General features: G+C 43.3%; 14 protein-coding genes. 9 read left to right on the top strand and 5 right to left on the bottom strand.

Features of this window, described 5'->3' with window-relative positions; all coding sequences use genetic code 11:
- Window positions 1–88: 88 nt before the first annotated feature.
- Window positions 89–1075, top strand: a complete 987-nt coding sequence (locus tag DN068_RS14160; protein ID WP_110999592.1) for an AAA family ATPase — start codon at window positions 89–91, stop codon at window positions 1073–1075.
- A 125-nt stretch (window positions 1076–1200) separates the two neighbouring features.
- Here DN068_RS14160 and DN068_RS14155 read toward each other — a convergent pair whose 3' ends face one another.
- A complete protein-coding gene (locus DN068_RS14155) occupies window positions 1201–2688 on the bottom strand; it encodes a c-type cytochrome domain-containing protein (RefSeq protein WP_110999591.1) in 1488 nt (495 codons plus the stop codon).
- Window positions 2689–2837: 149 nt separating this feature from the next.
- Window positions 2838–4331, bottom strand: a complete 1494-nt coding sequence (locus tag DN068_RS14150; protein ID WP_110999590.1) for a c-type cytochrome domain-containing protein — start codon at window positions 4329–4331, stop codon at window positions 2838–2840.
- 237 nt (window positions 4332–4568) lie between these two features.
- Here DN068_RS14150 and DN068_RS14145 point away from each other — a divergent pair, with 237 nt between their 5' ends.
- From DN068_RS14145 to porG, 5 genes are all read left to right on the top strand, one after another.
- Window positions 4569–5054 (top strand): OmpA family protein, encoded by a 486-nt coding sequence (locus tag DN068_RS14145; RefSeq protein ID WP_110999589.1) that lies wholly within the window; start codon window positions 4569–4571, stop codon window positions 5052–5054.
- A gap of 195 nt (window positions 5055–5249) precedes the next feature.
- Window positions 5250–7628, top strand: coding sequence for a PKD-like domain-containing protein (locus DN068_RS14140; RefSeq protein ID WP_110999588.1), 2379 nt, complete (start codon window positions 5250–5252; stop codon window positions 7626–7628).
- Window positions 7629–7843: 215 nt separating this feature from the next.
- A complete protein-coding gene (locus DN068_RS14135; RefSeq protein WP_123985353.1) occupies window positions 7844–9259 on the top strand; it encodes a POTRA domain-containing protein in 1416 nt (471 codons plus the stop codon).
- A gap of 164 nt (window positions 9260–9423) precedes the next feature.
- Window positions 9424–10302 (top strand): NAD kinase, encoded by an 879-nt coding sequence (locus DN068_RS14130; protein ID WP_110999586.1) that lies wholly within the window; start codon window positions 9424–9426, stop codon window positions 10300–10302.
- 69 nt (window positions 10303–10371) lie between these two features.
- A complete protein-coding gene (gene porG / locus DN068_RS14125; protein WP_110999585.1) occupies window positions 10372–11235 on the top strand; it encodes a type IX secretion system protein PorG in 864 nt (287 codons plus the stop codon).
- On the opposite strand, the gene DN068_RS14120 is transcribed toward porG, so the two are convergent.
- The 3 genes from DN068_RS14120 to DN068_RS14110 all read right to left on the bottom strand — a co-directional run bounded on the left by DN068_RS14120 (window position 11222) and on the right by DN068_RS14110 (window position 14462).
- The gene (locus DN068_RS14120; RefSeq protein WP_110999584.1) at window positions 11222–11689 is read right to left on the bottom strand and encodes a GNAT family N-acetyltransferase; all 468 of its coding nucleotides are present in this window, start codon (window positions 11687–11689) and stop codon (window positions 11222–11224) included. The two genes, porG and DN068_RS14120, sit on opposite strands and share 14 nt — an antisense overlap.
- 140 nt (window positions 11690–11829) lie before the next feature.
- Window positions 11830–12468 carry a response regulator gene (locus tag DN068_RS14115; RefSeq protein ID WP_123985352.1) on the bottom strand — a complete coding sequence of 213 codons (639 nt, stop codon included), beginning with the start codon at window positions 12466–12468 and terminating at the stop codon, window positions 11830–11832.
- Window positions 12469–12482: 14 nt separating this feature from the next.
- Window positions 12483–14462 carry a tetratricopeptide repeat-containing sensor histidine kinase gene (locus tag DN068_RS14110; RefSeq protein ID WP_110999582.1) on the bottom strand — a complete coding sequence of 660 codons (1980 nt, stop codon included), beginning with the start codon at window positions 14460–14462 and terminating at the stop codon, window positions 12483–12485.
- Between the two features lie 183 nt (window positions 14463–14645).
- Between DN068_RS14110 and DN068_RS14105 the strand changes: the two genes are divergently transcribed.
- The 3 genes from DN068_RS14105 to porX all read left to right on the top strand — a co-directional run bounded on the left by DN068_RS14105 (window position 14646) and on the right by porX (window position 20539).
- Complete coding sequence (locus DN068_RS14105) at window positions 14646–17561, top strand: DUF7948 domain-containing protein (RefSeq protein WP_110999581.1); 2916 nt, start codon at window positions 14646–14648, stop codon at window positions 17559–17561.
- 62 nt (window positions 17562–17623) lie between these two features.
- Window positions 17624–18679 (top strand): gliding motility-associated C-terminal domain-containing protein, encoded by a 1056-nt coding sequence (locus DN068_RS14100; RefSeq protein WP_110999580.1) that lies wholly within the window; start codon window positions 17624–17626, stop codon window positions 18677–18679.
- Between the two features lie 300 nt (window positions 18680–18979).
- Window positions 18980–20539 (top strand): T9SS response regulator signal transducer PorX, encoded by a 1560-nt coding sequence (porX, locus tag DN068_RS14095; RefSeq protein ID WP_110999579.1) that lies wholly within the window; start codon window positions 18980–18982, stop codon window positions 20537–20539.
- Window positions 20540–21030 lie beyond the last annotated feature (491 nt).

Raw genomic sequence — 21030 nt, 5'->3', positions numbered from 1 at the left:
TTTAAGCTCAGCACGTTTCACAAAAAATTATGGCTTTAGTTGCTGTTTGACGGGCATAAATCAGTAAAATTGTATAAAGCTATCGCTAATGGAATCTGCATCAGACGTTAAGACGATTAATAGTACCGAAGCTATTCAACAATTGATTGCCCAGATTGAAAAGGTAATTCGTGGTAAACGCGGGCAAATAGAAAGAGTGGTGACCTGCCTTTTGGCCGGTGGACACATTCTTATGGAAGACAATCCCGGTACTGGTAAAACCGTATTGGCACGTACCATTGCGCAATGTATCAGCGGACGAATGGCGGGCGAGCATGTAGTGTTTAAGCGCGTACAGTTTACGCCAGACCTGCTTCCGATGGACCTGATCGGTACGCATATTTTCGATGACCGAAATAAGGAGTTTGTATTTAAACACGGGCCGTTGTTCTGCAATATTTTGCTGGCTGATGAAATCAACCGTGCTTCGCCTAAAGTGCAGAGTGCGTTGCTGGAGTCAATGGCGGAAAATCAGATTACTGTCGGTGATACTACGCTGAAGCTGGAGAAATTATTCTTTACCATTGCCACGCAAAACCCGATAGAAATGGAAGGTACATATCCGTTGCCCGCTGCGCAGCTGGATCGTTTCTATATGAAAATCTATTTCGGGTATGTAGATGAAACTACGGAACTTGATATCTATCGTGAATATGCCAATATCGCCAATAACCTGACTAATCTCGAGCAAATCCTCAGTATGCAGGATATTCTCAATTTACAGGATGCTGCGTCAAACGTTTTTCTGCATGAAGAGATCATTCGTGGTGTGAGCAATATTGTAAGAGCAACACGTGAACATCAGGATATTTCGCTGGGCGCTTCTACTCGTAGCGGTATTTCGTTTCTGAAATGTTTACGCGCCTATGCACTCGTAAAAGGCCGCACGTTTGTGATAGAAGATGATCTGAAAGACATCAGTCATTCCGTACTAGACCACCGCCTGATTTATAGAAATAAAGAAGGCAAACTGAAAGCGCTGGACAGCATTATCAATAAAGAAATAGAACGATTAGCGAAGCTGAAACTTTTTTAATTTAAAGCGGAAAGCTTAAGGCATAACGCTAAAAAGCACTTGGATAAGGATTGTAGAAAAGCCCAAGGCTTAAAGCTCTGTAGTTTTACACAGCTTTAAGCCTTGGGCTTTGAGCTTTTTGCTTGTTACGGTTTAAACCTCGGATCAATAAAGTATGGATCTGGCGTTACTTCATAACGACGGCCGCTTAATGGCGTAAGCGTAGTCAGGTCAAAAACCTGGTACCAGCCGTTTTTATTGCCGCATTCAGAACTATGGTGCGGCGCAGGTCCGTTTGGATCGAAGTTGCGGCTTACAACATAGAAGGTATTGTTGATATCATCCACGCCCACGCCATGTGGCTGGAAGAAAGATTCGTCAATGCGTTTCACGAAAGATAGCGTTGTATAATCGAACACATAAACGGAACCTCTTGAAAGCGGATACATAGAAGTATCTTCCTGACAGCTGACTAAGATATAAGGTTTCGTTCGGGAAATTGCCAGTTCTTGCGGGAAAATGCCTACTGGCATTACTTTGATCAGCGTATCGGCGTGCGCATCAAAAACGCGAACCTCATTGGTATTTTCACAAGTAAGGAAGTATTTAGATTGATCTGGCAGCATGAGGATATCATGCGGATCAGGGGTTACATCCTTGATTGTAGAAACGGTCAATGGCTTGCCATCTATAGAGATCGTTTTGAAATAAGTACCGTCCTGCGTGAATTTATACAACGTATTTCCGTATTGCGATGGTACATAGAAAGTATCAAATGTAGGATTGCTGGCAATGCCGTGCGGCCATGAGAAACCGTTGAGTAAAGGATCAGTAGTCATCGCATCGGTATGAACGATGGCTAAAGAGCCAGAACCCTCCCAGTCGCTGATCATTAATGATTTTCCGTCTGCAGCAACATTAATTACGCTCCACTGTTTGGTAACACCAAGGTCTGCTGTTGCCACGATAGAATCAGTGCGTGTATCAATTTTTTCTACATAGCGACCGCCGATAAAGCCAACGTATGCATAACGGCCGTCAGGTGATACACGGATATTGTGTGCCACTTCCGATACGCCCGGCTCACCGATTTTGATGTAGCGCATCACCACTTTTTTATCTGCATCAATTACTGCCACCAAACGGCAAGGACCTGCGCCCTGACAAGCGAGATACATTTTTTGCCGGGTTTCGGGATTACTGCCGAAAGGAACATTTCCGTTTTTATCCGGCGCACCATTGGCAATCCAGTTCTTAAGTGTATTATATTCCGAGGTAGAAAGCGGTGTCGTATTATACGGCATCGTCGGCTGATTAATCAGATCGCTGTTGTTATTGTTAGTCGTATTGACAAAGTACATCAGCGGACTAAGATCTGGAGCATACGCGACAACAGCTGCACCATTTGAGCCGCCGTTAAACATATGATCCCATGTATCCAGCAGCAGACCACCGGCATTCTGGTAGCTCGCCGGATTATGGCAACCTGCAGTGGCGCATTTATTCATGATAATGGCCGAAACCTCCGGAGGATAACCGCCGTCGGTAGGAGTTACTTCGGTTTTTACCTCATGCTTACAGGCATAGAACATGATAGCGGCTATGGATGCTAATACAAAGATCTTGCGATACATGATTATTCGTTAGTTCTTATAAAGTTAACGTTTTTTTCACCGAAAGGAGCATTAGAAAGCTATTAGAAACCGCTGATTCTGATCACTAATGGCCTGTTTTGGGGAACGCTACCATTCCAGGCAACCAATAATCAGACATCATACATTTTTTAAGGTTTAAACCTTGGGTCGAAAGAATACGGATCTGGTGTTACTTCATACCTGCGGCCGCTCACGGGTTCAAACGTATTAAGATCAAAAATCTGGTACCATCCGTTTTGGGCGCCACATACGGAGCTGTGATGCGGAGCCGGACCGTTATGATCAAAATTGCGGCTGGCCACATAAAAGGTATTGTTCTTATCATCGATGCCGATGCCGTGCGGCTGATAAAACGAAGCATCAATCCGTTTTACGAAACTGAGTTGCTGATAGTCGAACACATAAATCGAACCTTTTGACAACGGATATGAAGACTGATCTTCCTGGCAGGTAACAAACATGTAAGGTTTGGATTTTGAGACAGCCAGCTCCTGCGGAAAAGTGCCGACCTGAAAGACTTTAATCACGGTATCTGCATAGGCATCCATCACCCGTACTTCATTTGTGTTTTCACAAGTCAGGAAGTATTTGGAGTGATCAGGCAGCATCATGATATCATGGGGATTGGGTGTAGCGCCGGGACTGGTCGAAAAATTGACTTGTTTGCCGTCTATCGCGATTTGTTTGAAATAAGTACCATCACTATTGAATTTATAAACAACGTTGCCATATTGCGCCGGCACATAAAAAGTGTCGAACGTAGGATTGGCGGCAACGCCATGCGGATAGGTGAACCCTCCGAGCGGCCGATCTGCAGTCATCGTTTCCGTATGTACGATCGTAAGTGAGCCGCTGTTGCCGCCGACCCAGTTGCTGACCATTAATGATTTTCCGTCGGCGGCTATATTAATTACACTCCACTGTCCGATGGTGTCAAGGTGGGCAGTTCCAACAATAGAATCGATACGGGTGTCAATTTTTTGTATAACCGTTCCTCCGAAAAAGCAAACGTATGCATACCGGCCATCGGGTGATACGCGTATATTATGCGCTGTTTCCTCCACATTCGCTTCGCCGATTTTGATATAGCGCATCACTACTTTTTTCTCGGCATCGATTACTGCCACGAGTCGGCAAGCTTTTGCGCCCTGACAGGCGAGATACATTTTTTGCCTTGTGTCGGGATTGCCGGCAAAAGGAATATTTCCGTTTTTGTCCGGTGCTCCATTTGCAATCCAGTTTTTGATAGTAGTATATTCAGCAGCAGAAAGTGGAGCGCCATTATACGGCATTGTTGGCTGATTGGCAATATCGCTGTTGCCGTTTTGATTGGAATTAATAAAGTAAAGCAGCGGACTGTTTTCTGTGCTATAAGCCACCACCGCTGCGCCACTGGAGCCACCATTGAAGAGATGCTCCCAGGTGTCCAGCAATAAATTGCCTGCATTCTGATAACTGGCAGCATTATGGCAACCTGCAGTAGCACATTTATTCATAATGATTTTTGAAACCTCCGGCGGGTAATTGCCGTCAGCCGGAGTTACCTCCGTTTTCACTTCATGTTTACAGGAATTAAAAACTATTGCAACTATAGATAGCGCTAAAAGGATTTTTCGGTACATGGTTATAGTTTGATGATCAAAATAAAAAATCAAAATTCAAAACTCAAAGAATAGGAACAATGTGGGTCAGGTTTTTGAGTGAAATCCGATTTAGGTTGTTGAAAAATGTCTTAATGGAGCTTTATTATGTCTCATTGAACTGCCGCGAAAATGTAGTTTGCGAGAGCTTTGCAGTCCGATTGGGGATAAAAATTGTATCCTCATGAAATATTTTTTCATCTTCATAATACGTTAAAAATGAAACTAAATTATGTAACTCTTTTCCTTGCAACATCTTTTTTGTTTTCCTGTAAGCATACCAATTATATGACGAAAGCATATTCGGATATTAAAAAAAATGTACATGAGGCGGACGTAACACTTGCAAAAGACACCGTAAAGGTGGTGTTTCCGAACAGTGTATTGTTTGATTTTGGCTCTGCGACAATTAAGCAAGATATATATCCGGCATTTCAGCATTTTGCAACTGAATTGAATAAATATCGCGACGTAGAGATCTTGGTTTGTGGGCATACAGACACAGTCGGGAATGCGGATGTAAATCTTTCGCTTTCTCAGAGACGCGCAGATAGTGCAAAAGCATTACTTGTTCAGAACAAAGTAGACGAAAGCAGATTTTATACCTGGGGAATGGGAGCGAAACATCCAATTGCATCTAACAGCACAGAAGCTGGAAGGCAACAAAACAGAAGGGTAGAGTTTGTGGTGCTGCACAAAAAATAGCAAGCGTCAAAGACAACTTAAGTAATGAAAAGCATCTGGTGATTCTGCCAGATGCTTTTCTGTTTGCATCCTAAACAATATTATGCCTTAGCGGTAATGAGTAGTGTGTCTTTTTGGATTGTTATTACGCCTGTTTGGCCTCTTTCGAATTATGTATCTGGCGGAATTTTGTGGGTAAGTCTTAATTGAAGGAAAATGAAAAATATAATTAAGGGAGCATTTTTAATAGCTGCTGTTGCACTGCTTAGCGGAAGGGCCATGAGCCAGACTTCAGTAGGTGAAACGTGTATGGGTAGCACGCCCAGCAATAGCAATTTTATAATAGGTGGCAATGCAAGACTCACTGCCGATTCTGGCATCGATGCTGTTGGTGCCGGATATTTACGTCTTACCAATGCGTATCAGAATCAGAATGGGTATGGATATATTAACCAGGCATTCCCATCCAATACAGGATTCGTGGCAGAATTTGAATTTGAATCCTGGGGTAAAATAAGTAGCACCCCAGCTGACGGGATTTCTGTATTTCTGTTTGATGGTTCTTACGGCCCTGGCACATTTACACTCGGCAGCTTTGGTGGTGGGCTTGGTTATGCAGGAAATTTTAACAGTGCTGCGCCTCTTTCCGGCGGTTATGCAGCGGTTGGCCTAGATGAATGGGGTAATTTTTCCAGTCAGGTATTTGCAACAGATCCAGCGCCGGGCCGAACCACGCACTCGGTAGTAATACGTGGCCGAAGCGCAGACAGCACGCCATACCTTACGGGCGTACCATTGACCAATACAGCATTAAACACTAAATGGTTTGATTATGGAACCGCTACCGTTCGTCCACCACAAAGCGCTTATTTTCGTAAGGCACGTGTCGCATTTTTATACAACTCGGTATTGGGGAAATACCAGATATCAGTATATATACAGGAATCGCTCAACGGGCCAATGGTACAGGTGATACAGCCTTACATACTAAACTCACCACCACCGTCTACACTCAAAATAGGTTTTGCAGCGTCTACAGGTCAGTTTGCTTCTGTACATGAAATCCGCAACATTCAGGTTTCATCGCCAGCGCAGATTCGTGTAGTAAAAACAGGTAATGCCTCTGTATTGCCAGGTGGCGCCATGACTTACAGTGTGAATGTTTATAACGATGACATGACGGATATCTCAGGCGTGAATTTTACTGAATTGTTGCCAGCTAATTTTACACCGTCCGGCAATCCAACTTTCACTCCGGTAACTGCAGGTAATGCACTTGCTTCAGGTAGCTACTCGGGTGGTAACTACAATGGTACACTTACATTGAAAGCCAATAGCTATGCTACACTTACATTTACGGGTACTGCCAATTTTAGTAGTAATAGCGATGACTCATTAAACAACACCGCTATAGCCAAAGCGCCTGCAGGATATCTTGACGCTTATTCGACAGATGATACATCAAGGGTTACCACTTACCGTATTCCTGTAGCATCAAGCAGCTCCACCACAATTTGTGGCAATACTACACCTACCGGCGTGCCAACATCAGATGTAACCGGCACACAATATACCTGGACTTCGGTTCTTACTTCCGGTACAGTAACTGGTCTCGCTAATAATGCTACTCCTGCTGCTGCTATCAGTAATACGCTCACCAATACGTTGACTACTCCGGGTATTGTTACGTACACAATGACACCGGTTATGACCTACAAAACGCCAACCGGCAATCAGGTTGTAAGCGGTACGCCAACTACGTATACCGTTACTGTAAATCCCGCACCAGTCGTTAGTTCCATTAGTGTAAAAACAGATGCACCACCAGCCCTCACACTCATCGGCAACATTGACGGTCTTGCGACTGCATTGCAATGGCAAAAGAATGGCGTAAATATTTCTGGTGCTACCAATAGCTCATTTGTGAATCCGCATTATAACAAAAATATTGATGATGGCATGTACACCATCGTTGCCAATAATACGTACAATTGTCCGGCATCTGCACAGGTAAATCTAGTGGCGCCACTGCCGTTGAAACTGGTGAGCTTTACTGGTAGCAGAAACAACAATACCGATAATCTTAGCTGGGTGACAGCGGAAGAAAAGGACGTTAACCATTTTGAAGTAGAATATAGTAATGATGGTGGTGATTTTATTTTGGCAGGCAGCGTAAATATGAATACAGATGCAGCATTGACACATAAATATTCGTTTGTGTATGATGCAGTCGGCACTGCCTATTATCGCCTCAAAATAATAGACAATGACCAGAAGGTGTCTTACAGCAACGTGGTAAAACTAAATGGTAAAACAGCAGATGCGGGTACAGTATCAGAAATGTCAATTAATGGCGTAGCTCCTATTCCTTTTAATAGTATGCTGAGTGTTGAAATTAATAGCAGTACAGACGTAGCAGGTAAGATGGAAATAATCGGCGTAAATGGTACTACACTGGTCATTGCAAAAATCTCTTTAGCAAAAGGTGCTGGCATCTATACAATCAACGGTTTGGAACAATTGCCTTCTGGTATATACATACTTCGTGTCACTACCGCAGACAATCATACTGCTATTTACAAAATAAGTAAATAGAATCTTTTTTGATTAAAAACGGAGAAGGGTTTTTAGGTTTATATAGTTTAACACGAGGGCATCTCAGAATATGGGATGCCCTTTTTTGGGGTATTTTGAATGGAGGTCAATTGTGTTTAGACGTTTCTCAAGATTTTAAGAACCTTTCCAATTTTTCACAGTCGTTCTTCCAAAAATCTTCAATCAACAATAAATGTATCTTGCGGGCCGAAAATATGAGGCCTTTCTTACTGAGTGTTTTCTTGTTGTGCATTTTTACCCATCTTGCTTTTGGACAGATGGAGCGCAGTGTACTGCCCAAAAACGACACGATCATACTTGCCCGAAAGGTTGTTGTTAATAAAATTGCGGTAGAAGGAACCGCGCGAACACGCAGGCAGATTTTGCTGCGCGAATTAAGTTTTAAAGAAGGTGATATCATCGGCTCTGATTCGTTGCCTTATCTCAAAACCCTCAATAGAGACCGGTTATACAACACCACGCTTTTCACAGAAGTAAATCTTAAGTTTATACCGGTTGATTCATCGACGGTCAATCTGCTGATTATGGTAAAAGAACGCTGGTACATCTGGCCGGAAGTTTCCTTTCAGCTGGCTGATCGAAATTTCAACGTCTGGTGGACCGAACAAAACCGTGATCTCCATCGCGCCAATATCGGGCTCACTTTAAAGGATCGCAATTTCAGGGGTAATATGGAATCGCTGGGCGGAACGGTGCAGTTGGGCTACACACAAAAATTTTCAATCGATTATTCCAGGCCTTATTTCGACAAAGCGCAGAAACAAGGTTTCGGGTTTTCTGTAAGTCTGGCCAAAAGTCAGGAAATGTCTTACGTCACCGATAGCAACAAGCTTTTGTTTGTAAAAGACCATGATCAATATATCAACCGCCAGTTTGATGCAGCAGTTTTCTACACAATTCGTCCTGGTTATGCCACACGGCATCTTTTTCAGCTTGCATACCGGGATTATGAAGTAGCAGATACTGTTGTGCGGCTTAATCCCGATTACTACGAAAATGGCAGCCGGTATCTGCGCATGATAGAACTTTCGTACCGTTTCGACATAAATAAAGTAGACAATTGGAACTATTCGCTGCACGGATATAAGTTGGTTTCTTATACTTCAGCGCGTATTGGGCTGGAAGGGGCGCGCTTTCAGGCGTATACAACTATGGAAGCGGGCTATTTTCAAAATCCTGCGCCCAAATGGTTTCTGTCTTATATTTTCAGAGGAAGACTCACCTTGCCGGAAGATCAGCCTTATTCATTCCGTCAGGCGTTGGGGACGAAATCAGATTATGTGCGCGGTTACGAATATTATGTGGTAGACGGTTCGCAATATGGCCTGGTGCGTATAGATCTGAAACGCGAACTGCTGAACAGAGTATTCCGGAAAGTATCCGTGCGATATCTGCCGGGCATTCCCTTGCGCATTTATCCCAAAATATTTGCCGACATTGGTTATGTGACTAATCGGTATCCGGGCAACAGTTTTTTGAATGATCGTTTGCTCTACAGCGGCGGGGTTGGTGTGGACATCATAACCGCTTACGATTTTAAGATCCGTTTGGAATATACCTGGAATCACTTGGGCCAAAATGGATTATTTTTACATTTCAACAGCGAATAAGTCTATTAGTTATGAGTTTTGGGTTATGATTTATGAGTGTGCACGGTTTAACCCGCCTCCCGTAATTTTTAAAGTTTGCACAAATATTAAACGATAAGGTCAGCGTGAAGAGTTGTCGGTTTTCAGGACTCATAACTCATCCATCATAAATTATAATTAAAAACATGTTGGTAGCACTTTACAACCGCACTTTTGTAGAAGAAGATATACCCACGCTGCAGCACATTGTGCAGAAGCTGGAACTTCACAAGATTCAGCTTGTTTTCTATAAAGAGTTTTACGAACGGTTGTCTCCGCATATTACCTTAAAAGAGACACCTCGTTTTTTCACTGGTAAAAAAGATCTTCCGCGTCACACCGATATGTTGTTCAGTCTGGGTGGAGACGGTACTTTACTGGATACCGTATATTTTGTGGGAGATACCAATATCCCGCTGATTGGCGTAAATCTGGGTCGTCTGGGATTTCTGGCAGCTATTCCGGAAGATGAGGTAGATATCGCGATTTTATCTTTAGTACGCGGTTCTTATACATTGGAAAAAAGAACCTTGCTTCATCTGGATTCCAGTATTCCATTATTTGACGACGCTCCTTTTGCATTAAATGAATTTACCCTGCACCGCAAGGATTCTTCTTCAATGATTAAAATTCACACTTATCTGAACGGTGAGTTTTTGAATACCTACTGGGCGGATGGTCTGATTGTAGCTACACCAACCGGTTCTACAGGTTATTCGCTGAGCTGTAACGGCCCGGTTGTATTTCCTCAGACATCCAGCTTTGTCATTACACCGGTGGCGCCACACAATCTGAATACTCGTCCGATTGTAGTGCCGGACGATAATGTGATTTCTTTTGAGATAGAAGGCCGTGCGGAACAATTTCTTTGTACGCTGGATGCCCGGACAGAAAGCATTACCAGCCAGGTGCAACTTGCTGTAAAGAAGGAGCATTTCACAATTTCGCTGGTGCGCCCTGACGAGCATAACTTCCTGAAGACGATCCGTCAGAAATTGTATTGGGGCATTGACCGGAGAAATTAAAAGGCGCTAAAATGGCTTTCACGCCACAATAAAAAAGTTACATTTGTAGTTATAGCTTCTGTTTTGATTATGAGCAAGAAAATAGCCGTATTGCTGAGTTTGCTGATTGTTTCTTTTACCGGCGCCCAGGCGCAAAGCTTTTATAAGGCTTCAGAATGGGGGATTATCTTCGGTGGTTCAGAATATTTCGGTGATATCAATGATCATTATGGCTTCGATTATGTAAGACCGGCATTAGGTGTTTTCGCAAGATTGCACCTCAACCCTTATATTTCGGTACGTGGTAATCTGAGCTATACAAAAGTGGGCTATGACGATAAATATTCGAGCAATCCATTCAATCAGAAACGTAACCTGAGTTTCCGTTCCGATATCTTTGAAGCATCCGTACAAACAGAATTTAACTTCTTTCGCTTTGCAACGGGGGAAGATAACAGCCGTTTTACTCCATATTTGACGGGCGGCGTCGGCGTGTTTTATTATAATCCGTATACCGATTACGACGGGCGGAAATATTACCTGCGTACGCTCGGTACTGAAGGACAATTTGCTGATCACCCGGAACGCCGATACAGCACGTTCAGCATGTGTTTCCCGATTGGTATGGGTTTCAAATACTGGATCCGTCCGGGTTTGAACTTTGGTTTTGAAATTGCAGACCGTCTTACGCTTACCGATTATCTGGATGACGTAAGCACTACTTATGTTGGCGCCGATAAATTCCCGAATGATCCGCAGAATCCGAATCCTGCATACATCCTGCAAGACCGCTCTATGGAAATAAACCCAAATGATCCTTTAGGTAGGGCTGGTAAACAACGCGGCAATAGTTCCTCAAAGGATCAGTATATGTATTTTGTGTTTAATATTTCTTTTCAGCTGAAAACATACAAATGTCCGGGTTATATGAGGCGCGGCTTTAGTGATTTCTAACATCGAGTGATACATTGATCCATTCGTTGTCAAAACGTGCCTGATATTTTTTGTAAAAACCGATCGCGGGTTCGTTCCAATCGAGTACTTGCCAGTGTATGCCATCAAAGCCCTTCGTTTTGGCTTTTTTGATAAGTTCGTCCATAAGCAGGCCGCCGATTTTACGGCCACGCCATTCTTCGGTAACGATAATGTCTTCAAGATACATACGCTGTCCTTTCCAGGTAGAATAGCGGATGTAGTAAAGTGCAAAGGCAATGATCACGCCTTCTTTTTCTACAACCAGCGCCCACCACACCGGATTTTCTCCGAAACCGCTTTCGATAAAATGTTCAAGGCTCACTGTTACCTCATCCGGTGCACGTTCATAAACAGCTAGTTCTTTTACCAGCTCCAGCATGCGTGGACAATCTTCTTTTACGGCATCGCGAATAATGATGTTCGTGTGTGGCATTTGAATAATTAGTTATAAGTTTTACGTTGTAAGTTGTTTTGTGAGTTGTCAGTTCTGGATAGTGAGTTGCTCTTATTTAATGTTGGGGCAATGCTTCAACTCCGCTCCGCATGACAAGTGGTGGGTGACAGTAAACTGAATTAAGTAACCAAACCCAGTTGTATTGCTTTTTTCACCAGTGCCGCAGCATTTTTTACATCCAGTTTAAAAAGCAGACTGATACGATAGTGTTTTACCGTGTAAGCACTGAGATATAGTTTGGATGCAATTTCGCCGTCGGTGTGACCGTCTACAATCAGCTGCAGGATTTGTTTTTCCCTTTGCGTGAGCATTGATTTGGTGGTAAAAACCCGATTGGTTTTTTGCTGCAGCATTTCCAGCTTTTCCGCAATCGAAGGTTCCACAAACGATCCGCCTTCATACACTTGCTCAATGGCTTTTACCACCATGCTTTCATCTGCCGTTTTCAGTAAATAGCCCTTTACGCCAGATTGCAGCATATTGTGCGCATACAGCCCGCTGTCAAAATTGGTGAGCACAATGATTTTTATCGAAGGAAATTTTTCCAGGATCAGCGGCGCCAGTTCGCTGCCCGTTTTGCCGGGCATCTGTATATCCAGCAGCAAAATATCAGGCGTCATTTTTTCCAGACCATTCATCAGTTCCGTACCGTCATTGTAGGTACCAGCGATTTCCATACGGTCGTACCGGGAAAGCATATTCTGCAAGCCCTGGATAATCATTGGATGATCGTCTGCTATGGCAATTTTTATTTTCAAAAGATCCTGTTCTTTTATTGTGTGTTAGTCGTGCTGCTTTGAAGAACATCGAACTCAATATGGACCGACGTGCCTTCGCCTTTTCTGGAAGCTACCGAAATAAAGCCTTGCAGCGCCTGCATCCTGAATTGCAGGTTTTGCAATCCCATGCCATAATTTACTTCATTCGTGTCAAATCCTACACCGTTATCTTCAATTGTCAGGTTAATTTTTCCTTCATACTCCATAATCTGGATTTCGATCCGCGTAGCCTGAGCGTGTTTCAAAACATTCTGAATAAGCTCCTGGCAAATGCGGTATAAAATCAGTTCCGTCGATTTGTCGAGCAAAGATAAATCTCCGTAGAACTGCAAGTGAATTTCCGGATGCGGATTTCTGCCCGAAATATTATTGCAGTATGTTTCCAGCGATTTTTGCAAGCCAAATTGCAATACAATATCCGGCATCAGATTGTGCGCCACTGTTCTTACTTCTTGTGCCGTAGACTGCAACATCTCTTCGATATGCTTTGCTTTTTCAGATCTCAGTGAAGGATTGGTCTGCGTGAGTGAACTAAAATTGATTTTCACGGCAGCCAGCATTCCGCCGATTCCATCGTGCAATTCCCGCGCAATGCGAATGCGTTCTTTTTCTTCCCCTTTCATCATCGCTTTGAGATTAGAAATCGTATGATCGCTGATCAGAATTTTTTGTTTTTGTTTCGCATTTTTTGACACTACAATCAGGATAATAACCAGCAATAAAATACCGCCGCTGCCTGCAATCAGCAATACATTATTTAGTCGCAGTCTGTTTTGCTGGTTGGCAATGAGCAACTGATTATCCGCGATTTCTTTTTCCTTCTGGGCCGTATTATACCGGATGTCCATTTCGTTTACGCGGTCGATGGTTGTTTGGCGAAAAAGAGAATCTTTTAGGTGCGTGTATTCCTGGTAGAAGACCAGTGCTTTTTCGTGAGCACCCATCTGTTTGTATAAACGGGAAAGTGTTTCAAACGCCTGTACTCTGTTGTTGACGATACCTAATTCGCGTGTCTTTTCTTCTGCACGTTTTGCAAATTGCTGTGCCGTGTTGTAATCTTTCAGTTGAATATAAGCTTCACCCAGTCGCAGATCACAGGTAACGGTATAGTAAGGATTGACATGCTGCCCCGTAAGGCTTTGCGCTTCGTAGAAATAAGGCAGCGCTTCATTAGGTTGGTGTTGCGAAAGACTTAATTCTCCCAATGATAAAAGCGTACTGTATTTCAATTCGGCCATTTCCGGACCTTCTGCTAATGCGAGTGCAGAATCAAAATAGCTTTTGCTTTTTGTCCAGTCTTCTTGCTGCACGTACACAGAGCCCATATTGGTCAAGATGCTGGCCAGTATAAGTTTGTTGCCTGCTTTTCTTGCTTTCTGTGCCGCAAGTTCTAAATAGTGCAGCGGTTTAGTGGCGGGCATGTTGGGCATACGTAGCAATATGTTTGCCGCATTGTTGTATGCCATGATAAGCTGCTCATCATTTTTTGAAAGGTCAATTGCTTTATAAACATATTGCAGCGCCGTTTCATAATCGCCTTTGATACCGTAAATGGCGCCGATGTTGCCATAGAAGCTCGATAGTTTATCTGTTCCTTTTCCGGTGGCGTAAATAAATGTAATGCCATCTTTCCAGTAGCCAATGCCGTCACCGTACTTTCCGATCATTGCATAGCCTTTTCCTAACGAAATAAAGGAATTATAGATCCCTTTGGCGTAACCTGTGGTGCGACTTTCAGAAAGTATTGATTTGAATATTTGAATGCCGCTGTCGGGAGCATACTCCAGTATTTTTTTAGCCGAATCTATTTCATGATCGATGCGTAATGAATCAGGAATACCATAGGAAATAGAAAATTGCTCTTTGTTTGAGGAAGTCTGACCGTACAAAAAAATGTCCGTCAAAAACAATAGCGGAAGCAGGATTATGGAATATCTGGCCAGCCAGGGGATATGTAGATTACGTGAAAACATAGGCTGGAAGCAGCTTTTCGACCTAAAACAAATATAAAGTATAATCGGTTTGTGTACCGCGAATAAAGATATTGAATGAAAGCGAAGTTTACATAATGATTTTTAATATGCACCTTTTGGATGATAAATGCGGAAGAATAAATAATCAATTTTGGATTAATTGTTCATTAAAAAAACCTTAAGATGATCCGAAGCAAATACTTTCCTCTGGTATTACTGTTCTCCGGGATGTTTTCTACTCAAAATGATGTGCTGGCGCAAGAAAGCAATCCATTCCCGAGCAGTAATGTTCCTTTTCCATCCGGTATCATGAAACCCAACCTGCAGCCTGGTACATTTGGCGAAGCATTTGGCTTCATCGAAAACAAAGGTCAGATCAAAGATCAGTCTGGTAAAAACAGAAAAGATGTACAGTTTAAGCTTTCTGCCGAAAATGTAAATGTATTCATCAGTAATGGTGCCTTGCATTATCAGTGGACGGTGAAGAACGGCGAGAAAACAAACATCTATCGCATGGATATGCTTTTGGCCGGCGCAAACAAACATGCAAAGATGGAGCGCAGCGGCGTGCAGCAATATCATGAAAGCTATGTGAGTAAAGGAAAAACGATGGATATCGCTGCTTACGAAAAGATCGTCTACAAAAATATTTATCACAATATTGACTGGCAATTGTACCTGAAAGATGGACATATGGAGTATGATTTTGTGGTGCATCCGGGTGGTAATGTTTCCGATATTCAGCTTTCATACAACGGTGCTTCCGATCTGCAAAAGCAGACTGATGGCGGTCTGCGTGTTACCACACCAATGGGTTATGTAACGGAACAAAGTCCTTATAGCTATACAACAAACGGTTATGGTGAATCAAAAACTGTGGCTTCTAATTTTTCTGTGAAAGGAAATACAGTAAGTTTTAATACAGACAAGTATGAGGGCACGTTGATCATTGATCCAATACTGCAATGGGCAACGTATTACGGTGGCAACAATCCTGAAAATGGATACGCTGTAGCGACCGACGCGGCGGGAAACGTTTACCTGACGGGCTATACATCAAGTACAACAAATATTGCTACAGCAGGTGCTTACCTGTCTACTTATGTAGCGGGCAATGATGTGTTTCTCGCAAAATTCAATAGTGCCGGTGCGCGTATCTGGGGTACTTATTTTGGTGGTGTAAATGGTGATCAGGCAAATGCAATTACCTGCGACAAATGGGGTAATGTGTATCTCGCCGGTAATACTACTTCTGGCAGCGGTTCTGGCTTTCCGGTAACGGCAAGCAGTGCACAGTCTTCATTTGGTGGCGGAACAGATGCATTTCTTGCCAAGTTTGACACCGCAGGAAATTTCAAATGGACTACCTACTATGGCGGCACTGGTACGGACTACGGTTATTGTGTAAAAGTGACCGACAGTGGCACCGTTTATTTCTCCGGTACTACTACGAGCCCAAACAATATGAGTACGCCCGGTAGCTTTAAAGATACACTCTCTACAGGACTCAACACCAGCGATGCATTCCTCGCAAAATTTGATACAGCAGGCGTTCGTCAGTGGGGTACTTACTATGGTGGCAACGATTATGAAGATTCCAGAGCAATCGCAATAGATGATTCGGGCAACGTTTATATGTCAGGAACTACGCGTAGCGTGATGGGGATCGCAACAGCTAACGCATTTCAGACTTCATTTGCAGGTACCTTGCCTTACGGAAATGATGCGTTCCTTGCCAAGTTTACATCAGCGGGAACACGTGTTTGGGGTACTTATTTTGGTGGTTTAGGTAACGATGCCGCAGCTGGTGTCAGCTATGGCAACGGTCTGGTGAACATGGTTGGCTCTACCAGTTCTGCGTCTGCAGGCACAAGCACTTACTGGTCTGCAGGTCTGGCAACAACAGGTGCATACCAGGATACACAACGAGGCAACGGTGATGCTTTCATTGCTCAGTTTGATGTAAACGGCGCGCGTACCTGGTCTACATATGTTGGTGGTGAAGGCGCAGATGCTGCAAATGGAGTTTATGCTGATGGAATTGGAAATATTTATGTAGTAGGGCAGACAAAAAGTAAGACGGGTATGTTCCCGACACCAGGTGTGCTGCGTGATACGTTCACAGGAAACCCGAATCTCGGTAATGATATCTTCCTCGCAAAATTCAATAATCAGGGTGTTCGTCAATGGGGCACTTACTATGGTGGCACTATGGAAGATGTGGGCAGAGCAATTGCGGGTTTGGCCAGCGCAGGAACAGTGTATTTTTCCGGCGTAACCAGCTCTGTTACAGGTATGGCTACGGCAAATGGTTTTCAGCCTGTACAATCCAATAATCCTTCAGGTAATAACCAGGATGCATTCCTCGTAAAATTGTTTGAATGTCCGCCAGTGCAGAAACCAGATACCATTGTAGGTATTGATTCAATTTGTCCGCTGAGTACCATAACGCTTACAACACCAAAACAACCTACAGCAACTGCTTATATCTGGACACTGCCAAACGGCTGGACTGGTACAAGTGACAGCAACAGCATCACTGTTACCGCTACGCAATCTGGTGGTTTTATTACGGTAAAAGCGGCCAACTTCTGTGATACCAGCGCGGCTGATAGCATGAGCGTATATGTGTACATGGTAGCACCGGCGGTAATTACGGTAAATGGTTTTGTACTCGGTACCGCAAGCAGTTATGCAACTTATCAGTGGATACTGAACAATGGTGTGATTCCTGGTGCAACAAATGCCACTTATACTGTAACGCAAAATGGTAATTACTCAGTGGCAGTTACAAGCCCGCAAGGCTGTGTTGATACTTCAGTAGCATATGTGGTAACAAACGTTGGTGTGAATAACATCAATCCAATTGCAGCACAGGTGAGCATCTTCCCGAATCCGGCAAAAGATGTAGTGAATATTTACGCACCGGTGAAAGTAAATGCAACACTCACAGACGTTGCCGGTAAAGTGATTAAAACACAGAATAATGTACAAAGCATTTCTGTCAACGAACTCGCGGAAGGTGTATATCTGCTGCGTCTCACAGATGCTAATGGTACATTCATCAAAGTTGAAAAAATAATAAAACAAAATAAATAAGAGTCGGTTTCAAGGGATGCAGTGCTGAATGAGCTGCATCCCACTCTTATTGAAAGAAGAAAATGGCAATGTTGCGTTTGTTTGTAATCATCAGTTTTATGCTGATCAGTGTTGCGGAAAGCAATGCACAGAATATCGTTAATGGCGACGGTACACCGTTTGCTACGAAGTACTGTTGGGAAAATAAAAATTATCCCATCACGGGGATGCCTGGTGGCGGGTCTTTTACGGGTTGCGGTGTCTTTGAGGACAACGGCACCTGGTATTTTAATCCGGCAATTGCCAGTCAGGCTACCACTATATTTCCTTACCAGTGCTTCATTAGTTACATGGTCAATAATACGACCGTCAATCTGCCGATTCTGGTTGCGAAACCAGTTGTGGTAACGCCTGCGCTACAGGATACCGCTACTTGTAATGGAGATTTTTACCTGCATGCAACCATGGCCTACGCCGGCGACTACGATTATACCTGGCTACCTTCCGCAGTTGTAAGCCAGCCGCATTCTCCTAATACAACCGGTCATGTAGATCAGACAACTACTTTTGTGCTCATGGCTACAGACCGCGCCAGTGGCTGCACTGGTTACGATACTATGAAGGTGGTTCATGAACCTGCGCCAACGCTTAAAGTAAGTAATGATACCACAATCTTTCCGGGCGACCATGCACAGTTATCGGTTTCCGGCGCTAAAACTTACGTCTGGAGTCCTGTTCAGTGGCTCGATGATCCGTTTTCCGTCACACCTGTTGCTACACCTCATGATGCAACGACGTATACCGTAAAGGGAACTGATGAATATGGATGTTCTGCTACAGCACAGGTGCATGTCAGTTTGTTTGAGAGTATGTTTTTGCCCAATGCGTTTACACCGAACGGCGATGGAAACAATGATAAATTTAAAATGGTCAATATAGGTTACAACCGCATTCAGGAGTTTCGGGTTTTTAATCGTTGGGGACAACAGCTTTTTTACGCAGTAGGAAATACAGATGGTTGGGATGGCACATTCAACGGGAAACCACAGGAATCAGATACGTACTATTATATTTTGCTGATTGGGATGACCGACGGCAGTCAAAAAACACTTAAAGGCGACGTGACATTGATTAGATAGCCTCCTCTGGCTCCTCCAAAGGAGGAGTACTCCCGGCACGAGTCTTTCTCAATTAGTAGCAAAGCGGTCGGACGACTTCAAGTCGTCCGACCGCTTTTTTTATTTATATCTACTGGCACAGGAGTTAGAGAACCTGACTTCTGTATAAGGCGAACGCAACAAAAAACGAAACAGAACGTTATTGCAAATGAGCGACTTGCCAATTTTACGTTAAACAATAGGCGAAACGCTGGCAGATGTGTAATTTTAAACCATTACATATTTGTGTAATTCAAAAAACTAAAACGCTACCGTATAGTTATGAGCACGATACAAGGAGAAATTTTATGGGTAGATGATGAAATAGATTCACTGAAATCACAGATCATCTTTTTGAAAAATAAAGGCTATTCGGTGACTCCGCTCACTAATGGACACGATGCACTGGAACTGCTGAAAGAAAAGGATATTGATGTAGTGCTGCTGGATGAAAGTATGCCAGGTCTCACAGGATTGGAAACCTTGGCGCGCATCAAAGAAATGCAGCCAAATCTGCCGGTAGTAATGGTAACCAAAAACGAGGCGGAAAATATTATGGAAGAAGCGATCGGTTCGCAGATAACGGATTATCTGATCAAACCGGTAAATCCAAATCAGGTGCTGCTTTCATTGAAAAAAATTATGGATGGCAAACGTCTCGTAGCCGAGAAGACTACGATTGCATATCAGCAGGACTTCCGCAATTTGTTTATGGCGCTCAGCTCTAATCCGAACTATGAAGAATGGAAAGAACTGTATCGTAAGCTTGTTTATTGGGAACTCGAAATATCGAAAAGTGACAGCGATGGTATGATGGAAGTATTGCAGACGCAGAAAGCCGAAGCCAATACCGAGTTCTTTAAATACGTTGCTAAAAATTACGCCAACTGGGCACAAGGCAAAGGAGAAACGCCTTTGTTTTCGCATCAGTTGATCAAAGAAAAAGTAGCGCCAAAACTGGAAAAAGGAAGACCCACTTTTTTGGTAGTCATTGATAATCTTCGTTTCGATCAATGGAAATCTATTCAACCAATTATTCAGGAATCATTCAAGACGGTAGAAGAGGATTTGTTCTACAGCATTTTGCCTACCGCTACGCAATACAGTCGTAACGCGCTGTTCGCGGGTATGATGCCGGTAGATATTGAAGCGAAGTTTCCGAACGAATGGAAAAATGATGATGAAGAAGGCGGTAAAAATCTGCATGAAGCAACATTCCTTGATGCACAATTGAAACGCCTGAAATTGGATCACCTCAAGTGGCAGTACCTGAAAATCACGAACAATGATGACGGTAAAAGTCTGGAGGATAATATCCATAACTATTTGTCGAATGACCTGACCGTAATCGTTTACAACTTTGTGGATATGCTTTCACATGCACGTACCGAAATGGAAGTGCTGAAAGAACTGGCAGGCGATGAAGTGTCTTACCGTTCACTGACAGTTAGCTGGTTTGAACATTCACCGTTGTACCGCGCGTTGAAGAAAATTGCCGAGAAAAACATTCAGGTGATTATCACCACCGATCATGGTACGCAACGTGTAAAAACACCGAGCAAATGTGTGGGTGATCGTCATACCACAACCAATTTGCGATACAAACACGGCCGCAATCTGCAGTACGAAGAAAAAGATGTGCTGGCCTTCCGTGATCCGCGCCTGGCAGGGCTTCCAAGGCCGAATGTAAGTTCTACCTTCATTTTTGCAAAAGAAGATATTTTCCTGTGTTATCCGAATAATTACAATTACTACGTTAACTATTACCGAAACACATTCCAGCACGGCGGTATTTCATTAGAAGAAATGTTAGTGCCGATTGTAAGGTTGGAAAGCAAATGATGTGAGTGGTGAGCGGTCAGTTGTGAGTTAGTGAAACGTCAAAGGTGAAACTTCAATATTGGCTACTTGCGTTTGTATTGTCGACGAAGGAGACATCCAGCGTAATTTGGAATAAAAAAAACAACAGAAAATAAAAAGCTCAGGCATCTTGGTGATACCTGAGCTTTTTTATTTAAAGCAAGAGCACTCACAACTGACCACTCACCACTTACAAAAAAACGATGCACTGAGCATTCGCACTACTATCAAACATCCGTTGCGTCGCACTCTTCAGCGTTTAGCTCATTATGGAGCAATCGGAGCAATAAGTTTTAATTCCGAGTCACTCACAACTGACAACTGATCACTCACTCCTTCGACTTCGCTCAGAGGGTGTTTAAAAAGAAAAGCATAAAAAAAGGAATCAGTGTTGTAACTAAGAGGTTTAATCAAACACCATCTTGCAAATGTGTTTTCCTTCTAGTTTAACTGATTCCGAATGGCAAGTTAGA

Source organism: Taibaiella soli (genome assembly GCF_003236175.1).
Taxonomy (GTDB): Bacteria; Bacteroidota; Bacteroidia; order Chitinophagales; family Chitinophagaceae; genus QKTW01.
This window is presented reverse-complemented; position numbering and strand designations above follow the sequence as displayed.

Excerpts from the sequence above, each read along its gene's own strand:
- porX (WP_110999579.1), top strand. The coding sequence starts at position 18,980 with ATGAGCACGATACAAGGAGAAATTTTATGGGTAGATGATGAAATAGAT.
- DN068_RS14100 (WP_110999580.1), top strand. The coding sequence starts at position 17,624 with ATGGCAATGTTGCGTTTGTTTGTAATCATCAGTTTTATGCTGATCAGT.
- porG (WP_110999585.1), top strand. The coding sequence starts at position 10,372 with ATGAGCAAGAAAATAGCCGTATTGCTGAGTTTGCTGATTGTTTCTTTT.
- DN068_RS14120 (WP_110999584.1), bottom strand. The coding sequence starts at position 11,689 with ATGCCACACACGAACATCATTATTCGCGATGCCGTAAAAGAAGATTGT.
- DN068_RS14135 (WP_123985353.1), top strand. The coding sequence starts at position 7,844 with ATGAGGCCTTTCTTACTGAGTGTTTTCTTGTTGTGCATTTTTACCCAT.
- DN068_RS14110 (WP_110999582.1), bottom strand. The coding sequence starts at position 14,462 with ATGTTTTCACGTAATCTACATATCCCCTGGCTGGCCAGATATTCCATA.
- DN068_RS14140 (WP_110999588.1), top strand. The coding sequence starts at position 5,250 with ATGAAAAATATAATTAAGGGAGCATTTTTAATAGCTGCTGTTGCACTG.
- DN068_RS14155 (WP_110999591.1), bottom strand. The coding sequence starts at position 2,688 with ATGTATCGCAAGATCTTTGTATTAGCATCCATAGCCGCTATCATGTTC.
- DN068_RS14145 (WP_110999589.1), top strand. The coding sequence starts at position 4,569 with ATGAAACTAAATTATGTAACTCTTTTCCTTGCAACATCTTTTTTGTTT.
- DN068_RS14160 (WP_110999592.1), top strand. The coding sequence starts at position 89 with ATGGAATCTGCATCAGACGTTAAGACGATTAATAGTACCGAAGCTATT.
- DN068_RS14150 (WP_110999590.1), bottom strand. The coding sequence starts at position 4,331 with ATGTACCGAAAAATCCTTTTAGCGCTATCTATAGTTGCAATAGTTTTT.
- DN068_RS14105 (WP_110999581.1), top strand. The coding sequence starts at position 14,646 with ATGATCCGAAGCAAATACTTTCCTCTGGTATTACTGTTCTCCGGGATG.
- DN068_RS14130 (WP_110999586.1), top strand. The coding sequence starts at position 9,424 with ATGTTGGTAGCACTTTACAACCGCACTTTTGTAGAAGAAGATATACCC.